A 25,669-nucleotide genomic window follows, 5' to 3' on the forward strand; every position below is an offset into this window, starting at 1 on the left:
TTATGAGGATATTAGGGGTTTATGGAGAAATTTTACTTGAGCGGCACAAGCCACATCGGAATCTGCTTTACATCGGCGATCTTTTCCGCCTTTTCGGACTTAGGATCATAGCGGAAGTAGGCGTTGCCGTCTTTTTTGGTAGAGACCGCAAAAATCACGGTGCCGTCGTCATCGATGTACTTGCCGTAGCTAGCCCAGCTAGAAGTATAATCAATCGGGAGCGCCTTCATGGTTTTCTTGGCGAGGTCGATTTCTACCGGCTTGCAGGTGTTGTTGTGGTAGCTATCCATATCGGTCCAAATCTGCTGCAGGTCTACCATCACGTTCAAGAAGGAATACACCTTGGTGCCGTTGGCATAGGTAGTGGGGCTCAGGTATTTGAAGTTGCCTTTCTTGGTGACGCCGTCGATAGCGACATCCTTGGTCACGAGCCACTGATAATCCTTGTCGAATTCGGTTTCACCCACCTTGATGCGCAGGAACCCGTCGACCTGGCCGGGAGCATAGCCCCAGGAGGCATTGCTGTAGCAGTAAATGTAACCGTCAGCAACGATAAACGACTGGTTCTGGGAATCATCCAGGGAGCCCACTGCCGCGACGCGGTCATCTTCAGCCACGGCAATCACGGAATCCTTTTTGATGTCAATGATGGCAACCTGAGCGGTATTACCGGTAGCATAGTCGCTCACGTTCTGCAACAGGCCAACATAGAGCCGACCGTCCACGATTACGCCTGTACCCGGGCTCACCACGAGTGCATCGTCGCCCTTGTATTTGGACAGGTCAATCGCGCCCGTGCGCTTCATGGTCTTCGGGTTGATGATGAGCAGCGAGTCAAGCATGCCGCCTAAGTAGGCTTTTTCTTCATTCACGAAGTAAATGTGGTTTGCCCATGCGCCAGCAAGCGAAAGTTCAGCAGTCTTACTACCGATTTTGTTGTTAGCATCGAGACTGTAGCGGGCGATAGAGCCTACGTCAAGGTCAGAGACAAAGAGTGCGTTATCGTAATAGACAACACCTGCGCGGGTTCCGACTTCGATATAATCCGTACCGATTTCATCCGTATGGTCCAGCGACATCGTGCCGATGAACATCGTTTCGCCGGTAGAGATGGATGTCGCAAAGTCGCGCTTGTATTCGCCATTTTCACCATTGGCAGAAGAAGAGGAATCGTCGCCGCAAGCAGCGAGCATGCCAAGTGATACAGCAAGCGCCGCCAAGAATCTTTTTTTCATAAATACTCCTTGAAATTGATGCGGAAAAACCGCGTTTGTTAATTTTGCGGAGCATTTTAGAAATGTCCCTGGAGCGGTTCTACTCCAAACGGAGGTGGAAAAATCCGATTGGATTTTTAGGGGGGGGAATCGTCTTTTTCGTTTTGTTTTAACTCCGTTCAGTCATTTTTCACTCCGTTCAGACATTCTTGCAATAAAATTTTTCTATTGCCGTCACAAAATTAGCCTTGACGAAGTTTTGTTTACTAATTAGATTTAGCTTACTTTTTAAGACTAGACTAACAAAGCCGGTTTAAAGAGATTTTTGAGGGAAATATGTTGAACATTAACGGAATTGAATGGTTGCACAAAGTCGGGTGCTACCATACAACGCTTGAAAGGGATCCGCTCCTGGTTCTTGAATTTTGCCGAAAGGGACAAATCAGCTGGGCCGGCGGAGCACTCCCCTGCAATCAGCTGAAGGCAGGAGAAATGCTGGTTTACGACGCATGGACTTCGGGAGCGCTGACGCGTTCTGCCGATTACTGCGGCGACCGCATTTTGTTCTTTGAAGAATCGATAAGGTACATCCGCGAACATTTTGCAGGATTTCTGATTGACATCAAGATGCTCGCACAGAAAATGTGCCGGCCGGGCCGACCGTTTATCGTCCACACCAAGGAAGAAGTCGCTAGCGCCTTCGAAAAAGTCGACAACAAGTCAAAGAATTTGCAGGCGGAATATGGCAGACTCGCCATTTTGGAGCTTTTGCTCACCCTGAAAAACCTAGACACGCAGCGAGAATCCATTTGTCGCGAATGCAATTTATCTTCGATGCAAATTGAAAAAATCTACTGCATCCGTTCGTTTATCTGCGAAAACATGGACAGTCATTTCACCATCGAGGAACTTTCCAACAAGTTTGACATGCCGCCTACCGCAATGAAACTCTGCTTCAAGAACGTGTTCGGTTTGCCGGTATTCACTTACGCTCGCCGCGAGCGCATGAAACTGGCTGCCAAGCAACTTCGCGAGTGCGACCGTGGGATTCTCGAGATTGCAGGCGAAGTCGGTTACAATAATGGGAGCAAATTCGCGCACGCTTTCCAAGACGTGATGGGAATGACCCCGAAGGAATACAGGAAAAAATATCGGCTTACAAATGTAGCATAATAGGTATGAGCTATGAGGTCGTGCTTCGCACTCTGAGGTCGCCTTGCAAAGCAAGGCTTTGAGTAAAGTAAGACACCTTCGGTGCATTTATAAAACCTCATACCCCAAAGGGAGCGTTAGCGACCGAGCTCACACCTCACAACCTCTAGAATAATCATGAAAAAGACATTCTCTAAACTCTACGCTTACATGGGTTCGCGAAAACCGCTGTTCCCACTAGCATTGATTCTCTCGGCACTGAGCGCCATCGCGGGGCTCGTGCCTTTTTTACTGATGTGGCTGATTGTCCGCGAGGTTATCTCTGGCGGTGACATGACGAACATCAAGATTTTTGACTACTCCATCGGAGCGGTTCTCGCCTCGGTCACAAGCGTATTGCTCTACTTTGCGGCCCTCGCCTGCTCGCACTTGGTTGCTTTCAGGCTCGAAGGAGACCTGCGTCGGTTTGCCATGAAAAAGTTGATGTCAGCTCCGCTTGGATTTTTCGACAAGAACCCGACCGGCAAACTCCGCAAGATTATCGACGACAACGCCGCGATTACACACACCTTCATTGCGCACCAGATGCCCGACATTTCGAGCACCATCTTGATTCCCGTCGTGGCGCTCGTGATGATGTTCAGCTTTGACTGGCGACTTGGCCTCGCCTCTTTGGTGCCTATCGCCTACGCCATGTTCATTTTAGGCACCCTTGGCCGCAGGGGAACCAAGTTCATGGAACGCTACATGCAGGCCCTCGAAGAGATGAACTCCGAAGCGGTGGAATACGTGCGCGGGATTCCCGTAGTCAAGGTTTTCCAGCAGACCATTTTTTCATTCAAGAGTTTCTACAACAGCATCGCGACCTACCACCAGATGGTGACTGCCTATTCCGACAATTGGAAAGTTCCTTACTGCATCTACACGACCCTCGTGAACGGCTTCGTACTGTTCCTGATGCCGACGGCAGCGCTCATTATCGGTAACGACGGCGATGTAAAACTCACCATCGTGAACATGATGATTTACGTGCTGGTGACGCCGCTGTTTTCGCAGTGCGTCATGCGCAGCATGTACCTAAGCAACGCTACGAACCAGGCGGGGCTTGCCATTGACCGCATCAACGATATTGCACGCACCAAGGATTTGGAAGTTTGTGAAAATCCCGTACCGATGCAAAAGTTCGATGTAGAATTCCGGAACGTGAACTTCACCTACCCCGATACCGACAAGCAGGTATTGAGCGACATCTCACTCACGGTACCGGCGGGCCATACGGTAGCACTTGTCGGGCCTTCGGGCGGCGGCAAGAGTACGATTGCAAAACTCCTGCCACGATTCTTCGATGTCGATAGCGGCGAGATTACCATTGGCGGTGTTCCCGTAAAGCAGATTGACCCGAAGGAACTGATGAAGAACGTTTCGTTCGTGTTCCAGAATACGCGACTTTTCAAGATGAGCATTCTGGACAACGTTCGCTACGGCATGCCCGACGCGACTCTCGAGCAGGTAAACAAGGCGCTTGACCTTGCGCAGTGCCGCGAAATCATCGACAAGTTGCCCGGCGGTATTGATACCGTTATCGGGAGCAAGGGAACTTATCTTTCGGGTGGCGAGCAGCAGCGAGTGGTGCTTGCGCGCGCTATCTTGAAGAACGCTCCCATCGTGGTGCTAGACGAGGCGACCGCCTTTGCAGACCCCGAAAATGAACGCCTGATTCAAGAAGCCTTGCACAAGCTTGCCGCCGGCAAGACCGTTCTGATGATTGCCCACAGGCTTACAAGCGTGGTGAACGCCGACCAGATTATCGTTGTCGAAGAAGGCGAAATCGCTGAACGCGGAACGCACAGCGAATTACTTGAAAAGAACGGCATTTATGCCAAGATGTGGGCCGAATACCAGCAGTCCGTCACGTGGATCCTCGACAATTCCAAGAATAATGAAGGAGGCGAAAATGTATAAGTGGGTTCAGAATACTTTTGCTCTTTCGGAAGAAGGCTCGCGCACATTTGTCCGTGGCGTCATTTGGACATTTTTGCACTTTGTTTCGCTTATGTTCCCGATGATGATGCTCTTTTATTTTTTGATGGAGCAGATGGGCGTCGGTGAATTTGCAGGCAAAACTCCGCACGGGACCTTGTTCTATGTGGGAATTGCGGTAGTCCTGTTTATCGTGATGCTTGTCATTTACAGGTTCTCGTACAGCGCCACCTACGATAGCGTGTACGACGAAAGTATGCGACGCCGCGTCTCGATTGCCGAAAAACTCCGCAAGTTGCCGCTCTCGTTCTTTGGCAAGAAGAACCTTTCGGACTTGACATCGACCATCATGGACGACTGCAATGCTCTCGAAATGATTTTCTCGCATGCGGTGCCGGAACTTTTCGCCGCCATCGGGAGCGTCACCATAATCGGAATCATGCTGTTCTGCTACAACTGGAAAATGTCTATTGCACTTTTCTGGGTGATGCCCGCAGCAGCATTGCTCATTGCGCTTTCCAAGAAAATTCAGGACCGCTGGTTCGAAAATTCATATAACGCCCGCCGCGTGATTATGGAAGATATCCAGGAAGGTCTCGAAAACGTGCAGGAAATCCGCTCGTATTCGGGTGAAACCGCCTACCTCAAACACTTTGACAAGGATTGCATCATGTACGAAAAATCGCAGATGGATTCCGACGTGAAGGTGGGTTCGTTCTTGAATTCGGCACAAGGCATTCTCAAGATGGGCCTTGCCACGGTGCTGATTACTGGCGCACGCCTCTGGACCAAGGGCGAAATCGACGTGTTTACCTACCTGGTGTTCATCGTGTGCGCGGCGACTGTTTACAACCCGGTTTTCCTAGTGTTCAACAACCTCGCCGAACTGTTCTTTGTGAATGTGCGCTTGCGCCGCTTCCGCGAAATGGACCAGATGAAACCTCAGGATGGCGTAACTGTATTCACTCCGCAGAATTACGATATCGAATTCAAGGATGTCGACTTCAATTACAACGAGAACAAGCAAGTCCTGAAAAAAGTTTCGTTCACGGCTAAGCAGGGCGAAATCACCGCACTTGTGGGCCCGAGCGGCAGCGGAAAGACGACTGCTGCAAAACTCGCGGCACGCTTCTGGGATATTCAGGGCGGCAAGGTGACCCTCGGCGGGCAGGACATCAGCAAGATTGACCCTGAAACGCTCCTCAAGAATTTCTCCATTGTCTTCCAGGACGTGGTGCTGTTCAACACAAGCATCAAGGACAACATCCGTATCGGCAAGCGCGATGCCAGCGACGAAGAAATCCTGAAGGTGGCAAAACTCGCGGGCTGCGACGAATTCGTGCAGAAGATGCCGCAGGGCTACGACACTGTCATCGGCGAAAACGGCGAAACGCTCTCGGGCGGAGAACGCCAGCGAATCTCGATTGCACGCGCCTTGTTGAAGGACGCGCCCATCATCTTGCTCGACGAAGCGACCGCAAGCCTCGACGTAGAAAACGAATCCAAGATCCAGCGCGGCATTTCGCAGCTGGTGAAGGGCAAGACCGTCATCATCATCGCGCACCGCATGCGCACTATCGCAAACGCCGACAAGGTCGTGGTTCTGCAAGATGGCCACATCGCCGAAACAGGCTCCCCTGCCGAACTCAAGGCGAAAGGCGGGCTGTTCAGCAAGATGCTCGAATTGCAAATGAACAAAAATTAATACAAAATTAGCCTTGACAAACATCAAGGCTTTTTTATATATTTGTTAGAGAAATCTAACTTTACAATTTATTTGTAGTTTGCAATAAAAATGAATCGCCTTTTAGACTACCGTCTCGTTCGCCAATGCGCGCCAACACTCGCCGGACTCAAGGTCGGAAGCTTATTCTGCCTTGAATCTTCACCCAGCGAAACGCTGTGTAAACAACTCGCCCACTGGAACAAGGAACTCAACCCTCGCGGCGTATGCGTGCGCGTTATCGCAGAACGCTGCGGTCGCAGTTTTATCTACGTCTATCGCGAAGACGCCCTGAAAAAGCTCATTGCCGAGCCGGAAATCCGCCATTTTCTCGTCGCCTACGGCTACACAGACTTTAGCACCGACTGCGCACTCGCATACATGACGGCGCGCATCCGCAAATGCCACTGTTTTCCGCACGAAGTCGGACTTTTCTTGGGCTACCCCCTCGAAGACGTGAAAGGGTTCATTATCAACGGTGGCAGGAATAGCAAATATACGGGCTACTGGAAAGTTTACGGCGATGTAACCGAATGCGAAAAACGGTTCGCCTGCTTTCGCAAGTGCTTCGATGTTTTCAACAAACTATTTGAAAAAGGATATTCGCTGCCGATGCTGACCGTCCGAAACGCAGCGTAGTCAACACCAACGTCATTGCGAGCGAAGCGAAGCAATCTAAATTTTTTTTTCATAATTACACAGGAGAATCACAATGGAAAAAATCGCAGTCATTTATTGGAGCGGAACAGGCAACACTGAACTGATGGCAAAATACGTCGCCGAAGGTGCAAAGGCCGCAGGTGCCGAAGCCGACGTGTTCAGCGTCTCGGACTTTTCGCAGGGCCAGCTGGGCGAATACGCCCGCTATGCACTGGGTTGCCCCGCCATGGGCGCCGAGGAACTGGAAGATTCCGAATTCCAGCCCTTCTACGAAGCCGTCAAGCCCGCACTCAACGGCAAGAAAGTCGCCCTGTTCGGCTCTTACGGCTGGGGTGGCGGCGAATGGATGAACCCGTGGAAGGCCGACGCCGAAGCCGCCGGGCTCGTACTTGTGGCAGACCCGCTCGCCATCGAGAACGCACCCGATGACGCCGGCAAGGCCGCCTGCCAGGATCTCGGCAAGGCACTCGCCACCGCCTAAAAAGACTTTTTCTTTCTTATAGTGTTTTGGATTGAAGCTGCCCTGACGGAATCACACTCCGTTGGGGCTTTGCCGTTCCCCATTTTTCTATCTTTTTGCTAGTTATGTCCTATTTCGACTACACGGCAAATACCCCGGCATGCGAAGAAGCCTTGCAACGATTCTGCGAAGTTGAACGCGGGTTTATCGGCAACGCCAATTCGAATCACAAAGCAGGGCATGCAGCAAAAGCTTTCCTCGCCCAAGTGACCGATTCCATCGCGAAACTTTTGGGCGTAAACCCCGACGAAATCATTTACACCTCGGGCGCAAGCGAAAGCAACAACACCGCCATCCGCGGCATCGTCCAGGCCAAGCGCCATGTGGGCAAGCACATCGTCACGAACCCGCTGGAACATTCTTCGGTAAGCGCAACGCTCACGGCCCTGCAAGAAGCGGGCTACGAAATCGAGATGGCAAAAATCGGCACCGACGGGAAAATCGACCTGGAAGACTTGCGAAGCCTGCTCCGCAAAGATACGGTGCTTGTGACGGTAAACGCGGTCGATAGCGAACTCGGGACGGTACAACCACTGGAATCCATCAGTAAGATTGTCCGCGAGTTCCCGAACTGCAGCCTTCACGTGGATGCAACGCAGGCCATCGGGAAAACGCCCATAAACCTGAATTTGGCAGACACGGCAAGCATCGGCGCGCACAAGTTCTACGGGCTTTCGGGCAGCGGGCTTTTGTACAAGAAAAGCGGAATCGCCATGGAACCGCTCATTTACGGCGGAGCAAGCACCACCATTTACCGCAGCGGCACCCCGACACTCGCGTTGGACGCATCCCTCGAAACGGCACTGTCGCTTGCCGTGGAGCATTTCGAAGAACGATTTGCCCGCGTCAAGGAGCTGCGAAAGATTTTGCAAGAAAAACTCTGCAGCTATCCGAAAGTCCGCATCAATTCACCCGCAGACGCCGTTCCGCACATTTTGAACCTGAGTGTCGCGGGAGTCCGCGGGAACATTTTCCAGAAAGCTCTTTCGGACAAAGGAATTTACGTGTCGGTCAAGTCCGCCTGCAGCGTAGATGCGCTCCCCTCCCGCGCCGTTTTTGCCGTCTGCCGCGACCGCAAAAACGCCTTGAACTCCTGGCGCATAAGCCTTTCGCACCTCACCACCGAAAAAGAAATCGACGAATTCATGGCCGCATTCGACAGCTGCTACAAGGAACTTTGCAAGTAAACGCAAAAAAGGTAATGAAAATGGCAAGAGAACTTTCATTCGTCCAAAGCGTAGAACGGAGCATTTCGAAAACATACCGCGAAAGGCTCTGGACGCCATTCATTACCGCCATCAAGAACTACAAGCTCATCGAAGAAGGCGACAAAATCGCCGTCTGCATCTCTGGCGGCAAGGATTCCATGCTCATGGCGAAGCTCATCCAGATGCTTCACCGCCACAGCGACGTGAAATTCAACGTGGAATACCTGGTGATGGACCCCGGTTACAACGAAATCAACCGCCAGAAAATCGAAAGCAACGCAAAGCTCCTGGAAATCCCCATCACTGTTTTCGAGACGAACATTTTCGACGTGGCAAACAACACCGAACGTTCCCCCTGCTACGTTTGCGCCAAGATGCGCCGCGGCCACCTCTACCACAAGGCAAAAGACCTAGGCTGCAACAAGATTGCGCTGGGTCACCACCTCTCCGACGTCATCGAGACCACCGTCATGGCGATGTTCTACGGTTCGCAACTGCAGGGCATGATGCCCAAACTCCACAGCCTGAATTTCGGCGGCATGGAACTCATCCGCCCCATGTATTGCATCAACGAGCAAGACATTATCAACTGGAAAAATTACAACGGGCTGCAGTTTATCCAGTGTGCCTGCCGCTTTACCGAAAGTTGCACCGTCTGTGACAACGGCGGTGGCGGTAGCAAGCGGCAAGAAATCAAGATGCTCATCAAGCGCCTCAAGCGCGAAAACCCGAACATTGAAAAAAGCATCTTCAACAGCCTGCACTCCGTCTGCATCGAGACGTTCCCCGGCTACAAGGCCGGCGGCGAACCGCATTCATTCCTAGAAGACTACGAGGATCGCCTACCGCAGAAAGGGTAAACGAACCGTGTTTTTGAACCCGTCCGTTTGGAGTAGAAAAAACGGCGCTATGGCTCTATTTTTCCCTCAAAAATTGAGGGTTTTATGCAAGTTTCTCGTGTCAACAAGGTTTTTGCCCGATTGGGGCATTTTCAGGTCAAGTTTCGCTGGTTGATTCTGCTGGTAACGGCAATTATAACGGTTTTGGCATGTCTAGGGCTTTCGCATCTGCAGATGAGCAGCAGCGAAGAAGAATGGTTCGATGACTGGGACCAGGTAAAAATTGACCAGGCGCATTTCAACGACATATTCGGGAGCGAGGACACCTACATGGTAATGGTGCGCGCCGACGACGTTTTTGCGCCGGAGGTGTTGCAGGCAATCGACCGGCTTTCGCGCAGGCTCGAAAGCGAGGTACCCTACGCCGACCGCGTGGTTTCGCTGACGCGCAATTTGTCGATTCCGGTCGCAAATGACGAGGGTTTCGAAGTCATAGACCCGTTCGAGGGCGGCATTCCCGATAACCCGCAGGAGCTGGCCGAAAAACGCAAACTGATTATGACCCGCGAATCGCTGGTGAACAACATCGTCTTCGATGACGCGAAGGAGACCTGGGTGATTCTTTCGCTCAAGACTTACGAGGGCGGCATCGAATTCGGCAAGGACAGCATTGCGCCATTTGCCCGCGAAGTCATCTATTCCGACGAATTCAAGAGTGACAGATACACCTTGATGCCCACGGGCATGAGCTACACCGAAATGGAAGAAGACGAGGTGGTTTCGAGAGAGTGCGCAATGCGCATTGGAATCGGTTTTGCCGTAATGCTTTTGTGCCTTATCCTGTTCGTGCGTTCGCTGCGCGGCGTGGTGGTGCCCGCAATCGCTACCGCGGGGGGCATCGCCTCGGTGCTCGGAATTAACGGTTGGCTGGGCTTTGTCGGCGACAAGACCATGGTGGCGCTCCCGGTGCTTCTGGGAATGGCTCTTTCGGTGGGCTATTCCATCCACTACATCAATTCGTTCCGCATGCACTTTAGGCGCACGGGCAACCGCCGCGAATCCGTAATTTGCGCCGTCGAAGAGACGGGCTGGCCCATTCTCTTTACCGTCATTACTACGGTCGCATCGTTGATTTCGTTCCTGTTCGCGGGAATCCGCCCCATCCGCTGGATCGGCGGCATTTCGGCAGGCATCGTCACGATGGTTTATCTGTACGTCATCATCCTGATTCCGGTTCTCATGAGTTTCGGGAAAAATGCGAAGCCGGAACCCGAGATGGTCAAGAGCGCGGGGGCCACCAAGGCGGACATCCTCTTTGAATTTTTCGGGCGCAAGGTGTGCAGGCACAGCATTGTTATCGCGGTGATTTCGGCGGCGGTAATGTTGCTGCAGATTCCGGGAATGATGCGCATCGACGTGAACATGGACTACACCGAAACCATGGGCGAAAAGATTCCCTTCGTGGTGCGGCTCAAGGACATGCTCAGCGGAAAGCTCGGAAGCCTCTACGACTTTAACGTGATGGTGGAATTCGACGATGCAGACGCGCTCAAGGACCCCGCCAACATGAAACGCATCGAGCAACTTGAACAGAAACTCGGAACGCTCCAGCTCACGAAAATTTCGGGCGACAAGCCGCGCGTGCAATCGGTGACGCGCCTCGTGAAAGAGATGAACCGCACGCTGAACGCCGACAGTATCGAGTATTACAAGATTCCCGACGCACAGGACATGCTCACACAATTGCTTTTCCTGTATGAGATTTCGGACCCGGAAGCGCTTTTCGAATATATGGACGAAGATTACAAGACCTCGTTCATCCATATAGAACTTTCGGGCTACGACGCCAACAAAATCGTCGAGGACCTGGATTCGGCCAAAAGCTACGGCGCACAGATTTTCCCCGACGCAAAAGTTTCTGTCGTGGGCGAAGTCGTGAATTACGCCGAAATGAACAGCAAGCTGGTCGGCGGGCTATTGCGCTCGTTCGGCGGATCGTTCGTGATTATCGCCATCATGATGATTTTCGCATTCGGGAGCATCAAGGCGGGCCTTATCGGGATGATTCCAAACGTCGCGCCGGTACTCCTGATCGGCGGCATCATGGGCTATTCGGGCATGCCGCTCGACATGATAACGATGATCGTGATGCCAATGATTTTGGGCATCGCCGTCGACGACACCATCCACATGAACAACCACATCAAATACGGATTCGAGCGAACGGGCAGCTACAGGCACGCGCTACTGCTCTCTTACCGCGAAATCGGAAAGACCATGGGCATGACCACATTCATCCTTTGCGCGATGTTCTTCGTGTTCATCTTCAGCCCCATGGGGGCCCTCCACAACGTGGGCCTGCTCTCCATCGTGGGCCTAGGTGCCGCACTCCTTGCCGACTACACGCTCACCACCGCACTTGTTTACCTGTGCAAACCATACGGGAAAGGTTAATACTATCTTTATGGCATGAACGAGCCCATATTACAAATTGCCCAAGGTCTTGCCATTCCGTTTTTAGGGACGGTTCTCGGTGCCGCATGTGTTTTCTTTATGAAGAAGCAGATGGGGCAAAATCTCAAGCGGGGTCTACTCTCGTTTGCGGCGGGCGTCATGGTGGCAGCCTCCGTCTGGAGCCTGCTTTTGCCTGCAATCAGCGCGAGCGAATCGATGGGAAAGTTGGCTTTTATCCCGGCGACAGTCGGATTCTGGGCCGGCATCCTGTTCCTGTACATTTTAGACAAAATAACGCCGCACTTACATTTGGGAAGCGCCACGCCCGAAGGCCCCAAGGCAAAACTCAAGCGCACGACGATGCTTACGCTAGCAGTAACTTTGCACAACTTGCCCGAGGGCATGGCTGTCGGTATCGTTTTCGCAGGCTGGCTTTCGGGGAACGTGGCCATCACGCTTTCGGGAGCGTTTGCGCTTGCCATAGGCATCGCCATCCAGAATTTCCCTGAAGGGGCGGTGGTTTCGCTCCCGCTCCGTGCCGAAGGAGCGTCGCGCAAAAAAGCATTTGCCCTGGGCGCACTCTCTGGAGCCGTAGAACCCGTAGGCGCGTTAATCACGCTGCTTGCGGCCGAAGCGCTTTCGCCGTTCATGCCCTACCTGCTCTCGCTTGCGGCAGGCGCCATGATTTATGTCGTAATCGAAGAAATGCTCCCCGAAGTCAGCGAAGGAGAGCATTTTGATGCCGGCACCATCCTTTTTGCCGTGGGCTTCACGCTCATGATGGTGCTCGACAGCGCGCTATAAAATTTCACTTAGAAAATCAGCAATCCGATGTGGTAGCCGATAAAGGCAAGCCCGAGCGAAAGTGCCAAGTAGTAACCCATAATGGTGGCTAGCCACTTGAACGAGCCTGCCTCGCGGTAGGTCGTGCCCATCGCCAGCACGCAAGGAACGTTGAACATCGATGCAAACAGGAATGCGAGCGCTTCGGGCTTGCTGATGGTACTTGCAAGCACTTCGCCCAGGTTTTCGCTTGCAGCCACGCGGGTCACCAGCGAGAACGCCTCGCCAGTATGGTTGAAGAGCGTACTCATGATGCCAAGCGAAGCTTCCTTACTGAACATGCCGCCCAGATAAGAGACGAACAGCTCCCAGCGCATGCCAAAGAACATCGTCACCGGCTCAATCGCATTACCAATCTTGTACAGGAGCGTATTTTCCACATTGCCGTCGCCTGCGTAAGAGAGCGCCCAGAAAAGAGCCGCCACCATCAGGATCATCTTCAAGGCCTTCTTGAAAATTCCCCAGGTGCTACGCCCCACCATCGCAGCAATCATCTTCCAATGCGGCTTGTGATACGGCGGCAGCTCCATAATCATGCCCACGCGTTCATTCTGCGGGACAAGCTTTTTGCCGAACAGGCGCGAAGACAGGTAGAAGCTTGCAAAAATCAGCGCCACATAGCCGATGCCAAACAGCGGGGCCACCGACCCGAAGAATGTGGACGCCAGGAACAGCACCACCGCCACCTTGCTCCCGCACGGAATCGCCCACAACAGAACGAGCGCAAGCAGGCGTTGTCCGCGGGTATCGAGTACGCGCGTGCCGCAAACCGCACCCGCCGTGCAGCCAATTCCGGAGAACAGCGGCATAATCGCCTTGCCCTGCAAGCCCAGGCGCGAAAGCCAGTTGTCAAACGCATACGAGAAACGCGCCATGTAGCCGATTTCTTCAAGGATGCGGAATACGAAAATGATGGAGAAAATGAAACTTGTCATACAAATTGTAATACAAGTTCCACCGACGAGCACCAGATTGATGAACGAAATCACCACAGGCCAGACGCCAAGCGCATTGCCAGCGCGTTCTACAAGCGACTGCAATACAGGCTGCATTCCAAAACCGATTCCCATTCCCGGGAAAGCGAGAATCATGCACGCAATCAGCGAGACGACCATGATGCCGAACGCAAAAAACTTGCCCTTGATATGGTGCGTGGCAATGCGGTCCCACTTGCTAAAGACTTTCTCGATGGACTTGGGCGTCGCCGATTCACGCACAATCTTCGAAACCCAGCGATACTTGGCTTCACCAGTAAGAATACCGCCGTCACGCCCCTCTTCGCTATTGAGGATTGCATCAATCACATTTTTCCTAGCGAACGGAAGCGATTCGCGCACGACACCGCAAATGAGCTTGTCTTTTTCAAGGAGTTTTTCCGCAATCCAGATTTTTTCGCACACGCCGTATTCAAAATCGCCGAGCGCGGCTTCAATGCGGCTAATGATATCATCCGTTTTTTCGCCAAGCTCTCCCCCACTAACGAGTTCCTCGCGCAGGCTCCCGCTATCTAGGCAAACAGGCGTCTTGATAGCCGAAACCATCTTCTTGAAAAATTCAGGATAACGTTCCATTTCGGCCGCACTGAAGCCAAGCACCGGAACGCCGAGGCGCTTTTCAATCGCAGCTACATCAATCTTCTTGCCCGCTGCTTCGGCCACATCCATCATGTTGAGCACCAGCATCACGGGCATGCGAATGCCCACAAAATCAGCCAGCATGTAAAGGCTGCGTTCCAGCTGCGACGCATCTACCAGAATGCACACGAGGTCCGCCTTACCGCTCTGAATATAGTCGCGGGTGACGACTTCTTCTTCGGAGTTCGCCGAAAGCCCGTAACTGCCCGGAAGGTCGATTACTTTATATGTCGTACCATCAAAAACAAATTCACCCTCGGCCTGTTCCACCGTTTTGCCGGGCCAGTTGCCCACGCGCTGGTGAAGTCCCGTTAAGTTGTTAAAAAGCGTTGATTTACCGGAATTGGGTTGCCCGAGCAAAGCAATAGTCTTGATTTCGCTCATCTTTACGATTCTACCTTGACAAAAATCTGTGAACTTTCCTTATGGTTGACAGCGATAACCGTATCGCGACAAAAAACGAGCACCGGCGAGCGCCCGTCGTTCTTGAGGAGCTTAAAGGCGGAACCCGGCGTAAGCCCGATAGAAACGATTCTTGAAATAAAGCGGGAATCGCCCTCGATCTGGGCGACCGTCCCGCAACGATTCTCACCCATTTCGGCGAGACTCAAACGGTCAACAAATTCAGCGTTTTTCATGCGCCAAAAGTAGCCGAAAAACGCTCAAAAAACCGCTCCAAATGGACTATGGGGAATCCGTTTATTTCCCCTTCATACTTTCCTGGATTTTGGCAATAACTTCTTCGGGTGTTACAAAATTCAAAACGCTAAATGCAGTCATCTCGTTACCCATATCTTTAAAAGAAGCCCCAAAGTGATAAACGGTATCATCCACAAGCAAAAATCGGTCATGAATGGTTCGCATAGTTTTCAACTCCAGGCCGGGATATTGCTTGTTGTGCAATTCCTTGGCAGCTTTAAATTCTGGTGTGATATGTGCGGAATAAATAACCGCAGTTACTCCTTTTGTTCGCATTGCGGCAAATTTTAAAATTTCAATTGTTGCAAATGGATCGATAAACACTACAGACCGCTTCGCCGATTTCACCAAATCAGCAATCAGAGCAAGCCCGTCAAACCGAGTTCCCGTCGCAAGAACGCCGCCCGTCGGAGTTTGCGCAGCTTTCACAAAGAAATCAATATGCTTTTCAACAGTCGAAAGGCGTGCGTCTACATTTTCTAGCTTTGCACCCTGATTTTCAATTAGTTGGCGTTGTTCCTGAAACCTATTGGCTATCTGCATTCCAGTTGCAACCATCCGTTGATTTACGGTATAACCTTTGAGCATGTAGTCCTTCAAGACCTGATTAGCCCAACGACGGAACCTTACTCCATTTGCAGATTTGACGCGGTAACCAACGGATAAAATAATATCTAAATCATAATGTTCAACCTGATATGTCTTTCCGTCTTCTGCAGTTGTCGCAAATTTTGCGACAACTGAATTATGGCATTCTTCCTTTAGCGTATTGGAAATATGTTTTCCAATTGTCTTAATATCACGATTGAATAATATGGCTAGTTGTTGTCGATTTAGCCACACAGTATCATTTTCGACACGAACCTCTAGCCGAACATCACCTTCTGGCTGATAGAATACAATTTCTCCTAAACCCGATTCCGCAGACGGATGCGGTGCTGCATTTGTCATTCCGGCCCTTAAGCCGGAATCCTTTCCCTTGATTTTTCCCATAGCCTTACCTATGGAACGCATGCCCCATAAACCGAGCATTTTGTTCGGTGCAGTATTATACTGCGGGCCCCTGTCGGGGGATATAATAAAGTGTTGGAACTTCCAACGCGGGAAGAAATATACAATATCATTCCAGGTTGGATTATGATAAAACTGGCTTTTTTAGAGAAATTTGCCGTTCTTTGCACTTAAACGCATTTTTTTTGTAAAAAACGTTCAATTTGTAAATATTTATGTATTTTTAAAGCAAAATAGAGTTTAGCTCTTGTTCTCGCTCTGAAATCTGCAAATTTCACGTACAAGAGGACAAGGCGAACGCTCACGCAAGCATGCCGTTTTGCGACGTGTTTCAGTTTGTCGTACCGATTTAATAGTCGGTCTTTGGTCGTATGACCAAGGGGCAACAGCCCTTTCGGGGCGTGGGTCGCTCGCATTTATCGGTTATAGGCTTTGCAGAGCCTCGTTTGGATAGATGCAACGACTCGCGCCTTTTTTGTATTCAGACAAAATTTGGCGAAAGTTCTTTGCAACAGGGGCTAACTCTCCATAGGTGTTTAATGATGGAGGCTGTAATGGCAACATACTACTGTAAGAAGTGCGGACAATCTTATACGGACTTTACGTACATGACGCGAAACACTTATTGTCAAAAAGGCGGACATTGCGAACCATATGAAGGTCGAGAAACAGGGCCATGGCATTGCAAAAAATGTGGCCGAGCCTACACCGATTTTAAATATATGATTCAAAATACTTACTGCGAAAAAGGCGGTAAGTGCGAACCGTTTTAATAATATTATTTTCACAACAAAGCAGGAGATAAATCATGTCTGAAAAAGGAATTGCCTTATGGAATAATGTTCTTTCTACCACATTGCGAATTCCGCATGTGGCTGTGGATAGGACAGACTTCCTGAAAAAAGAGTTGGCTGCTTATGTCAACGATGAAAAACTTGCGCAAATACAATCTTTACGACCTTGGAATTTAGTGAGTGATGATGTTTTGGAAAAAATCGCCGTATCGTGTATCAATTCTACGACATTCATGGCTTCTGGTGCGAGTTTTGTAGCGGGTTTACCTGGCGGTTTTGCGATGGCAGCAACAATTCCTGCAGATATGGTTCAGTATTATTACCATACGGTTGTTTTAGCTCAAAAAATATCTTATTTGTACGGTTTTCCAAATCTTGTTGATGAGAATGGTGATATTTCAGATAGTGCTGTTGATTTGTTGACCGTGTATCTTGGGGTTACCATGGGTGCGGGAGCCGCCAGTCAAGGGTTGGAAATGGTTGCTAAACAACTAGCCAAAACTGCGCCTTCTAAAATAGCAGCTAAAGCTTTAACAAAAACATTTTACTATCCCATCATCAAAAAACTTGCGCCTTGGTTTGGAGTGAAAATGACAAAGCAAACATTTGCCAAAGGAGTTGGAAAAGCAATCCCCTTATTGGGAGGATTGATTTCTGGTGGACTGACTTTTGCTTCGTTTAAAATAGGTGGCAATCGTCTTTTAAAAGAAATGAAAATAAGGAAAGCGTTGTTTGAGCAAGAATCAATGAATGAAAAACATGGCGACAAGCAGATTGTAGATGCCGAAGTTATAAACGAAAGCAATGCAAAGGAACTGTAGTTTTTGCTGATCGATTTCGACTCCCGTTTTTCCTCATCTCAATACATTAATTTCTACCCATACGTGGGTAAGGATTATGCGAGCGCACGGCACAAGATTCTTGTGCTTGGCGAATCGCATTATGGTCCGCAATCTAACAACGGCTATCACGAGTGGACTCGTGAGGTGGTCGAGAAGGATTTTCTAGCAAACTACGACAAGGGTGCAACGCTCCCCAAATGGGCGCAGTGCCACCGCAATACAGCGAATGTTCTCGCCTCTGTTCGTGATGCAAACCCGCATGAAGTTTATGACAAGATTGCATTCTACAATTTCTTTCAAAAAAGTATCGGTGAAGGCGACCATGCGGACAAACGCTATTTGACAGCTGAGTTAAAGGCTTTGTCCGCCAAGGCCCTTGCCAAGGTTATGGAAATTCTGCGTCCTAATTTGATTGTCGGTTGGGGCTGGGACAATCTTGAATGGAAATATCTCCCGCAGGCTCGTGATCAAGTTGAGATTAGCAAGAATTGTGCTGGAATAAACCTACATTTGTTCACATTAAATGGCTTCCCGCCCGTCCCCATTTGGTGTATGCACCATCCGTCTATGGGTATAAACATTGATGCCCATCGGGCATGTTTTGCTGAAATCCAGAAATACCTCAATTGGTGAATTTCTTGATGTATTTGCGTTAGGGGGCGTCGCACCTTTGTGGCGAGACGCGTAGCGGCTCGATGAGCCGAAGGCGAGCAGCACCCGACCCGGCGAGGAACGAGCCGGGGAACGCCCCAAAATAAATTGTATAAACACAAAAACTGGCCCACAAGGACCAGTTTTTCCTTTTTGAATATCTGTATTTTACTTAAAGTCCCTGGTTACGAAGTGCCCGACGCTTCTGAATTTCTTCTTGCGGAAGCCCCGAAACAACAGAAATGTCTTCGTCGGTCAATTTGGGCATGGCGAGCATGGCATCGACCATTTTGAGCTTTATTTCTTCTTCTTCGACTTCGGCGATGGACTTGTAGCCGTAAACTTCACTGCATTTCTTGAAATCCATTTTAAACTGCTCCTTGGCATCGCCGTTGAACCACTGTTTCAAATATACAAATGTTTGGGATAAAAACTCCTCGGCTTCTTCACGGGGAAGCGACTTGAGTCCTGCCATAGCCGCTTTCAGATGCTTTTTGAGTTTCTCCCCATTAAAAACATACTTCAAAGCAACCAGCGCAAGAGCAATCTTGGGCGAAATCCGAGGGATTTCCTCGTCCTCGAAGATATCACTCACGTCAATGAGTTCCAACAAGAACGGCAATCCAATCTTGTGGTAGTATTCGGGGTAATTCGGGAACATCGTCTCCTTTTCAATGCGCCAAGGATCCTTTCCATTGTAAAGGACAATGGCGATTGTCGGGATATTTTTCTGGTTACGGACCATAATCTGGAACCAGTATTTGACCAATTGCGGGATGATTCCCGTTTCGGGATAGCTCTTGTGTTCCTCGATGATGCCCACAAGGAGTTCTGCTTGCTTAGGTTCATCGCTGGCAATTTTTACAGTGAAAGCCAAATCACCATCACCATGGGTAACCGTGTCACTGAAAGCCTCGGAAATTTCTTGCAAAGTGTCGAGATTCACTGTCGCAAGGAACTGGGCAAGATTACTATTCTTTCTGGACGCAAGGCGAAGCAGCTCCGCCGTGCGAGCGGGATCCTTCAGCACCGAGCGAACATAAGGGTCGTGCGGAAATTTTTTGGTCGTAGAAGTTACTCTTTCAATATTTTCATTTTCAGACATTAGCGTGTCCTTGTTTTAAGGTGGCCTTACGGGCTCCCCCGCAAGGCGACAAGAACTTAGTCCTTGTCTATACTATACACGCTTTTTTTGGCCCCTCTGCACCAATTTTTCGAAATATTTATTTCTTTTTACAATCGTCCATTCGGTTTTGCACAAAACCATTTGGAGTAGAAATTTTAGGCTTATCTCTCTACTTTTTGCTCCGCAAAAAAAGAGGATACAATGAGCCTTCCAAAAATTAACATTGAAAGAATCAACGAGCGGTTCGGCCGTTTTGGCGAATTCTTGCTCAATCACCGCGCCATTTTGCTGGTGGCGTTTGTCGTTTTGCTTGCGGTTTCGATCGTGGGCATGAAAAAAATCTACGTCGAGGCGTCGTGGGACAGCTACTTTATCGAGGGCGACCCGATGCTTGTCGAAACGGACAAGTTCAAGGAAACTTTCGGTAACGACTATTTCGTGGGCGTGCTGGTCGAGAGCGACCATTCCATCTTGACGCCGGACAACCTGAAGCTTTTGCGCGAGCTTTCGAACGAACTGCGCGATAGCCTCTCGTATTCCGACGGCAAGGCGACTTCGATTGTCGATTTGGAATACATGCTCGGCACCGAAGAGGGCATGGAAATCACGCAGATTGTGCCCGAAGAAATCCCGACGGACGAGGCGGGACTTGCCGAAATCGAGAAGCGCCTAGCCGACAAGCCGGAACTGGCGAAGAAGCTTATTTCGAGCGACCGCAAGCAGGCCTTCATCAACATCAAGCTGCGCCCCTTCCCCGAAGATTCCGTTTGGAAGGCCGAAGGCGAAGCGAAGGGCGTGAAGGCAGAAGCGCCCGACATGCAGACGGGCCGCGAAACGGCTGAAATCATCGCGAAGGAAAAGTATGCGCCGCTGCACCCGCGTGCTACAGGCATGCCCTACCTGAGTTTCCAAAAGCTGAAATACATCGGCGAAGAAATGGGCCGCATTTTCATCATGACGATTATCTGCGCCATCATCGTGATGTTCTTGGTGACGCGTTCGCTCCGCGGAATTGTCTCTCCGCTGATTACGACTTTTGCGGGCGTCATCATGACATTTGGCCTGGTGGGTTATCTCGGACTTTACATGGATGCGACCAACATCATGGTGCCCGTGATTTTGGCCTTCGCCGTTTCGATTGCATACAACATTCACATCAACTCGTTCTTCCGCAAGAACATGATGCTTACCGGCAAACGCAAGGAATCGGTGCTTTACGCCATGCGTGAAACGGGCTGGTCGGTGCTGTTCTCGGGACTTACCACGATTGTCGCGTTGCTCAGTTTCCTTTCGGTGATGCTCAAGCCAATTCGCTCCGTGGGCATTCTTTCGTCGATTGCGGTCGGATTCATTTTGCTTGTAGCGTTGACCATTTCGCCGATTCTTCTGAGTTTCGGTAAAGACAAGAAGCCAAACGCCAAGGTACTTGAACGTGGCGACACGCGCATGGGAGTCATTCTCGATTCTATCGGCAAGTTCGTTCTCGGGCATGGAAAGCCCATCGCCATCGTATTCGCCGTCGTGACTGCAATTTCTGTTTTCGGGCTCACCAAGATAGAACCCGCCTTTGACGTGGAACGCACAATGGGCCGCAAGGTCGAATACGTGAACAAGATGCTCTACGTGGCAGAATCCGAAATCGGAAGTTTCTATTCGTACGACTTGGTGATTGACTTTGGTACAAACGACAAGGCCAAGGAAGTCGAGAACCTGAAAAAGTTGGAACAGTTGCAGGAACACGCCAGCAACTACCCGCTTACCAAGCGATCCACCTCCATTCTTGACATCGTCAAGGATCTGGACCGCACGCTGAACGAAAACCGTCAGGATAAATACACCATTCCCGAAACGGAAGAAGAAGTCGCTCAGTTGCTTTTGCTTTACGAAAACGCGGGCGGCAGCGAAGCGAGCTACTGGATGGATTACGATTACAGGAAACTCCGCCTGATGATTGAAATTTCGAGCTACAACTCCAACGAACTCCAGAAGGAAATCGAGGACTTGCAGAATTTCGCACGCAAGCTTTACCCGGACGCAAAGGTGACAGCCGTGGGTAACTTGCCACAGTTCACCGCCATGCAGCAGTACCTGGAAGTGGGCCAGATGACGTCGTTCCTGATTTCTGTGGTGATTGTGGCGGTCCTTTTGATGATTGTCTTCGGCAGCATTCGCACGGGCCTCATCAGCATGATTCCGAACATTGCGCCGGGTATTTTCGTTGGTGGCTACCTCGGGCTTACGGACATTCCGCTTGACATGATGACAGCGACGCTTATCCCGATGATTATCGGCCTTTCCGTTGACGATACGATTCACTTCATCAATCACGGACACGTGGAATATGACCGCACCCACGATTACCGTGAGTCCATTCTCAATGTGTTCCGCACGGCGGGCCCGGCACTCGTGATGACAACGATTATCATGGTGGCGACCTTCGCTGGCTTTACCACATCAGCCGCAACGCAGATGTTCAACTTCGGCTTCGTGGTGTTCGTGGGCCTTGTCTCGGCATTGCTCGCCGACCTGTTCGTGACACCGCTTTTAATCAAGAAATTCAAGATTTTTGGAAAATAGGAGAAAAATATGAATATGAAATTCGCAAAAACAGCCGCGACAATTATTATCGCCTTGAGCGCCATGGTGAGCGCAGAAACATTGACCGGCCGCGACATTGTGCAAAAAGTGCATGACCGCCCCGATGGCGACACACGCAGTTCCGAACTCTCGATGACACTCATCAACAAGAGCGGGGCCAAGCGCGAACGCAAGATTACCTCGTTTGCGATGGACGTGGGCAAGGACACCAAGCAGATTATGTTCTTCCGCTACCCCAACGACGTGAAGGGCACGGGATTCCTGACGGTCGATTACGACGACATCAACAAGGATGACGACAAGTGGCTTTACCTGCCCGCCATGAAAAAGACGCGCCGCATTAGCGGAAAGAGCTCCAAGACGGATTACTTCATGGGTTCCGACTTCACTTACGACGACGTGGGCCAGCGCAACATCGACGAAGACACCCACAAGCTCCTCCGCGAAGAAAAGGTGGACGGAATCGATTGCTGGGTAGTTGAATCCGTGCCGAAAAAGGGCGACGAAATCTTCTCGAAGAAAATTTCCTGGATCCGCAAGGACTGCCTGATTGCCGCCAAGGTGGAATACTACGACAAGCTCGGAAAACTGCACCGCTCGCTAAAAGTCGAAAACGTGGTTCAAGTGGACGGATTCTGGTCTATCGCCAAGATGAGCATGGAAAACGTGCAGACCAACCACAAGACGCTCCTTGAATTCGGCGACATCAAGTTCAACATCCCGCTTGACGCAAAGACATTCACCGTGCCGAGATTGGAAAGAGGACTGTAATAGTGGCTAGTGGTTGGTGGTTAGTGGTTGGGGCGGCCGCTGTCGCAGCCTTCGCCCAAGAAAGCCCGTTTCAATTCAACGGGTTCGTAGACACGTATCACGCCGTTCAGACGCAGCATCCGCACGATTTTACCACGTCGCGGACGCGCCTGCGCGCTGAACTCCGCGTGGATTACGAGAACGCTTACCTGTTTGCAAGCCTGAATGGAATCCACAACAGCATTCTCGAAGACCGCACCGGCGTGCAGTTGCAAGAAGCGTATTTCAACTACCAGAACGACTTCGTGGAAATCAAGGCTGGCCGCCAGATTGTGGTATGGGGCGTTGCCGACGGGCTTCGCGTTACCGACTTGATTTCGCCTGTAGACTACACCGAGTTTATGTCGAGCGATTACGACGACATGCGCATGGCTGTCGACGGTTTCCGCATCAAGTACCCCGGCGAGCGCGTGAATGCCGAAATCGTTTACGTGCCCGTGCCGCGATACTTCCAGATGCCCATGCAAGAAGAAAACCCCTGGCGTCCTGAATTGCCCAAAAAAGCGAGCATCGATTTCCCAGAAGGTCCCGATGCCAAATTCAAGAACGGCGACTTCGGAACGCGAGTTTCGTTCTTCCTCTCGAATCTAGATTTCTCCATCTCGGCGCTCCATACGCATAACCAGTCGCCCGTTACGGTCGCAGGCTACGATCCCGTCAAGGATTCCATTGTCATTCATGGCATTCACGAAACCATGACCATGTTTGGCGGTGACCTTTCGATGCCTATCGGCGAATTCGTGCTGCGTGCCGAAATCGCAGAATACTTCGGCGAAGCGCTCGGTTACGCAAGCAACCTCGATTACGCCCGCAAGAACACGTTCAATGCCCTCGGTGGAATCGACTGGTACGCCGGCGACAACTGGACTTTCATGGTGCAGTATCTGCACAAGTATATTGCTGATTATTCGGATAAATTAGCCACCGAAAAGAATTCCTCAGAAATGACGTTCCGCATTTCGAAGGAACTCCTGAACAACACGCTCAAGCTTTCGCTCTACGGCATGTTCGACATCGACAACCTTGCCTATTACGCACGCGTTTCGGGCGATTACTCCGTCACCGACCAGGTAATGATTTCGCTTGGTTACGACCACTTTGGCGGCAAGCGCGGACAACTCGCAGGCTACGACAAGAACCGCGAAATCTGGGCGAAAGCGAAGTATTACTTCTAATAAGATCTAATGAATTTTGAAATAGAAACCGAAACCCGCAATCCCTATTCCGCGTTCACGATGCGGCGCGTATTTTGCGTTGGCATTGTTGTTGCCGTCTTGCTGCATGCGGGCTTTTACGCCTGGGGATTCTTGAAGCGGACGCAGGTGGTTACCACCCGCGAAGATGCCGAGGTGATTCATGTGGAGCGTTTGCTCTTGCAGCCGCCTCCGCCACCGCCTGAAGTCAAGAAAATCGTGAAGAAGGTGGTTCGCGCGAAAATTATTCCGAACATCGTACAAGATACCGTTCCGGAACCTGAACCCGAACCAGAGCCGGAACCCATTGTGGTTACGGATGCCGAACCCGTTGTCGAAGCGCCTCCTAAACCTGTGGCACCGCCCCCGCCGCCACCTCCACCGCCGAAGCCCTCGAAGGATTCGCTGATGAAAGTGACTCGCGCTTATCTGATGGGGCTGAGCAAGGCTTTCGAAAAACAGAAGGACTACCCGGCAACAGCCCGCCGCCTAAAGCAAGAAGGCACCGTACGCGTGCAGTTTACGGTTGCAAAAGACGGAAGCATCAGCGGAGCAACCGTATCAAAGCCGTGTCCGTATTCTTCGCTGAACGAAAGTGCGCTTGCCGCCGTGCAGGCCGTACCAAAGTTCGACCCGATTCCAGCTGTACTTGGCAAGGACACCTGGAAAATGGAGATTCCAATCAAGTATAACCTTCACTAACAAAGGAGATTCCGGCTCGGAGGCCGGAATGACATAAACATGAACTACATCTTAGACTTTATTCAACAGGGCGGCGTTATCGCCTACGTACTCGTAGCGATGAATTTCGTCGGTTATTCCATCATCGTATGGAAAATCATCTCGCTGATTCTCTTCAACAGGAGCATCCGCAAGCGCCTTCCGTCTAAAATTCTGCATCGCGTGGTGAGCCACAACACCGATCACCACATCATTATGGAAAGCATCCGCACCGAAATCGCGCTCGCTTTCTCGCCGTTGCAAAAGGGCATGACCACGATTGAAAATATCGCAAGCATTTCTCCGTTGCTCGGCCTTTTGGGCACCGTATTCGGCATCTTTAACGCCTTCAGCGTCATCGCCGTGTCGGGCCTTTCTGATGCGGGTGCATTCGCTACAGGCATCAAGCTCGCCCTTATTACGACGGTGATTGGCCTTGTGGTCGCCATTCCGCACGTCATTGCATTCAACTACCTGAATGCCAGCATGGAATCGGAACAGGACAACGTTGAAAACGATGTGCTTTTGCAGCTGGGCCGCATTCTCAAGGAGAAAGATCACCTTCGTTCCCAAAACGAGGATGCATAAATGGCCAAGCGCACACGCCGAATTCGCCCCGACATGACGCCGCTCATCGACTGCGTCTTCTTGCTGCTGGTGTTTTTCCTGGTGACATCCGTCTTCAAGCAAGACGAATCGGTGCTCAAGCTGATTCTGCCCGAAACTCAGACCGAAACCAAGCGCGACACGCCCGAGGGTCTGTACATCGAACTCTCTGAGACGGAACTCGCATTTAACGGCCAGCGCGGCACTCCCGACGAACTCCGCGAAAAAGCCGCAACGGTGCAGAACAAAAAATCCCCTGTCGCCATCAAGATCGACAAGGGAACCACTTACGAACGCATCGCCGTTATCCTAGACATTTTACAGGTGCAAAAGCTGTACAATATCCAGCTAATCAACGAGATGGAAAGCGCGGAATAAGGCCGCTTGCGGCG

Annotated in this window: 22 protein-coding genes; 17 read left to right on the top strand and 5 right to left on the bottom strand. The window is 50.9% G+C overall.

Annotated features, from left to right (window positions below; all coding sequences use genetic code 11):
- Nucleotides 1-32: 32 nt before the first annotated feature.
- Nucleotides 33-1,235, bottom strand: coding sequence for a hypothetical protein (locus tag ACKI61_RS03435; RefSeq protein ID WP_407456398.1), 1,203 nt, complete (start codon nucleotides 1,233-1,235; stop codon nucleotides 33-35).
- A 315-nt stretch (nucleotides 1,236-1,550) separates the two neighbouring features.
- Between ACKI61_RS03435 and ACKI61_RS03440 the strand changes: the two genes are divergently transcribed.
- From ACKI61_RS03440 to ACKI61_RS03480, 9 genes are all read left to right on the top strand, one after another.
- Nucleotides 1,551-2,387 carry an AraC family transcriptional regulator gene (locus ACKI61_RS03440; protein ID WP_298768727.1) on the top strand — a complete coding sequence of 279 codons (837 nt, stop codon included), beginning with the start codon at nucleotides 1,551-1,553 and terminating at the stop codon, nucleotides 2,385-2,387.
- 156 nt (nucleotides 2,388-2,543) lie between these two features.
- Nucleotides 2,544-4,328, top strand: a complete 1,785-nt coding sequence (locus ACKI61_RS03445; protein WP_407456399.1) for an ABC transporter ATP-binding protein — start codon at nucleotides 2,544-2,546, stop codon at nucleotides 4,326-4,328.
- Nucleotides 4,321-6,051 (top strand): ABC transporter ATP-binding protein, encoded by a 1,731-nt coding sequence (locus ACKI61_RS03450; protein WP_407456400.1) that lies wholly within the window; start codon nucleotides 4,321-4,323, stop codon nucleotides 6,049-6,051. Before ACKI61_RS03445 ends, ACKI61_RS03450 begins: the two co-directional genes overlap by 8 nt.
- 90 nt (nucleotides 6,052-6,141) lie before the next feature.
- On the top strand, nucleotides 6,142-6,708 hold the full coding sequence (locus ACKI61_RS03455; protein ID WP_407456401.1) for a DUF3793 family protein: 567 nt from the start codon (nucleotides 6,142-6,144) through the stop codon (nucleotides 6,706-6,708).
- A gap of 73 nt (nucleotides 6,709-6,781) precedes the next feature.
- Nucleotides 6,782-7,210, top strand: coding sequence for a flavodoxin (locus ACKI61_RS03460; RefSeq protein ID WP_072799357.1), 429 nt, complete (start codon nucleotides 6,782-6,784; stop codon nucleotides 7,208-7,210).
- A 104-nt stretch (nucleotides 7,211-7,314) separates the two neighbouring features.
- Nucleotides 7,315-8,436 (top strand): cysteine desulfurase family protein, encoded by a 1,122-nt coding sequence (locus ACKI61_RS03465; protein ID WP_407456402.1) that lies wholly within the window; start codon nucleotides 7,315-7,317, stop codon nucleotides 8,434-8,436.
- A 20-nt stretch (nucleotides 8,437-8,456) separates the two neighbouring features.
- On the top strand, nucleotides 8,457-9,317 hold the full coding sequence (locus tag ACKI61_RS03470) for a tRNA 2-thiocytidine biosynthesis TtcA family protein (protein ID WP_407456403.1): 861 nt from the start codon (nucleotides 8,457-8,459) through the stop codon (nucleotides 9,315-9,317).
- 84 nt (nucleotides 9,318-9,401) lie between these two features.
- Complete coding sequence (locus tag ACKI61_RS03475) at nucleotides 9,402-11,750, top strand: efflux RND transporter permease subunit (protein ID WP_407456404.1); 2,349 nt, start codon at nucleotides 9,402-9,404, stop codon at nucleotides 11,748-11,750.
- A gap of 15 nt (nucleotides 11,751-11,765) precedes the next feature.
- A complete protein-coding gene (locus ACKI61_RS03480; RefSeq protein ID WP_163453088.1) occupies nucleotides 11,766-12,554 on the top strand; it encodes a ZIP family metal transporter in 789 nt (262 codons plus the stop codon).
- Nucleotides 12,555-12,562: 8 nt separating this feature from the next.
- Here ACKI61_RS03480 and feoB read toward each other — a convergent pair whose 3' ends face one another.
- The 3 genes from feoB to rhuM all read right to left on the bottom strand — a co-directional run bounded on the left by feoB (nucleotide 12,563) and on the right by rhuM (nucleotide 15,919).
- Nucleotides 12,563-14,611 carry a ferrous iron transport protein B gene (feoB, locus tag ACKI61_RS03485; protein ID WP_407456405.1) on the bottom strand — a complete coding sequence of 683 codons (2,049 nt, stop codon included), beginning with the start codon at nucleotides 14,609-14,611 and terminating at the stop codon, nucleotides 12,563-12,565.
- A 2-nt stretch (nucleotides 14,612-14,613) separates the two neighbouring features.
- Nucleotides 14,614-14,865, bottom strand: coding sequence for a ferrous iron transport protein A (locus tag ACKI61_RS03490; protein ID WP_407451401.1), 252 nt, complete (start codon nucleotides 14,863-14,865; stop codon nucleotides 14,614-14,616).
- 61 nt (nucleotides 14,866-14,926) lie between these two features.
- On the bottom strand, nucleotides 14,927-15,919 hold the full coding sequence (rhuM, locus tag ACKI61_RS03495; RefSeq protein ID WP_407456406.1) for a RhuM family protein: 993 nt from the start codon (nucleotides 15,917-15,919) through the stop codon (nucleotides 14,927-14,929).
- An 826-nt stretch (nucleotides 15,920-16,745) separates the two neighbouring features.
- On the opposite strand from rhuM, the gene ACKI61_RS03500 reads away from it, so the two are divergent.
- Nucleotides 16,746-17,552 carry a hypothetical protein gene (locus ACKI61_RS03500; RefSeq protein ID WP_407456407.1) on the top strand — a complete coding sequence of 269 codons (807 nt, stop codon included), beginning with the start codon at nucleotides 16,746-16,748 and terminating at the stop codon, nucleotides 17,550-17,552.
- Nucleotides 17,553-17,555: 3 nt separating this feature from the next.
- The gene (locus ACKI61_RS03505) at nucleotides 17,556-18,206 is read left to right on the top strand and encodes a hypothetical protein (protein WP_407456408.1); all 651 of its coding nucleotides are present in this window, start codon (nucleotides 17,556-17,558) and stop codon (nucleotides 18,204-18,206) included.
- A gap of 190 nt (nucleotides 18,207-18,396) precedes the next feature.
- Here ACKI61_RS03505 and ACKI61_RS03510 read toward each other — a convergent pair whose 3' ends face one another.
- On the bottom strand, nucleotides 18,397-19,329 hold the full coding sequence (locus ACKI61_RS03510) for an Rpn family recombination-promoting nuclease/putative transposase (protein WP_407456409.1): 933 nt from the start codon (nucleotides 19,327-19,329) through the stop codon (nucleotides 18,397-18,399).
- Nucleotides 19,330-19,551: 222 nt separating this feature from the next.
- Here ACKI61_RS03510 and ACKI61_RS03515 point away from each other — a divergent pair, with 222 nt between their 5' ends.
- From ACKI61_RS03515 to ACKI61_RS03540, 6 genes are read left to right on the top strand one after another with little or no spacing between them, the layout of a single operon-like run.
- Nucleotides 19,552-21,927: an efflux RND transporter permease subunit gene (locus tag ACKI61_RS03515; RefSeq protein ID WP_407456410.1), complete on the top strand. Its 2,376-nt coding sequence runs from the start codon at nucleotides 19,552-19,554 to the stop codon at nucleotides 21,925-21,927.
- A gap of 9 nt (nucleotides 21,928-21,936) precedes the next feature.
- The gene (locus ACKI61_RS03520) at nucleotides 21,937-22,719 is read left to right on the top strand and encodes an outer membrane lipoprotein-sorting protein (RefSeq protein WP_254793912.1); all 783 of its coding nucleotides are present in this window, start codon (nucleotides 21,937-21,939) and stop codon (nucleotides 22,717-22,719) included.
- A 2-nt stretch (nucleotides 22,720-22,721) separates the two neighbouring features.
- Nucleotides 22,722-23,933 carry a DUF1302 family protein gene (locus ACKI61_RS03525; RefSeq protein WP_407456411.1) on the top strand — a complete coding sequence of 404 codons (1,212 nt, stop codon included), beginning with the start codon at nucleotides 22,722-22,724 and terminating at the stop codon, nucleotides 23,931-23,933.
- A 9-nt stretch (nucleotides 23,934-23,942) separates the two neighbouring features.
- Entirely contained in the window at nucleotides 23,943-24,653 is a 711-nt protein-coding gene (locus tag ACKI61_RS03530) for an energy transducer TonB (protein WP_407456412.1), read from the top strand.
- A gap of 39 nt (nucleotides 24,654-24,692) precedes the next feature.
- On the top strand, nucleotides 24,693-25,259 hold the full coding sequence (locus tag ACKI61_RS03535) for a MotA/TolQ/ExbB proton channel family protein (RefSeq protein WP_072809021.1): 567 nt from the start codon (nucleotides 24,693-24,695) through the stop codon (nucleotides 25,257-25,259).
- A complete protein-coding gene (locus tag ACKI61_RS03540; protein WP_072809024.1) occupies nucleotides 25,260-25,655 on the top strand; it encodes a biopolymer transporter ExbD in 396 nt (131 codons plus the stop codon).
- Nucleotides 25,656-25,669: the final 14 nt, after the last annotated feature.

The organism is Fibrobacter sp., from assembly GCF_045601785.1.
GTDB lineage: Bacteria > Fibrobacterota > Fibrobacteria > Fibrobacterales > Fibrobacteraceae > Fibrobacter.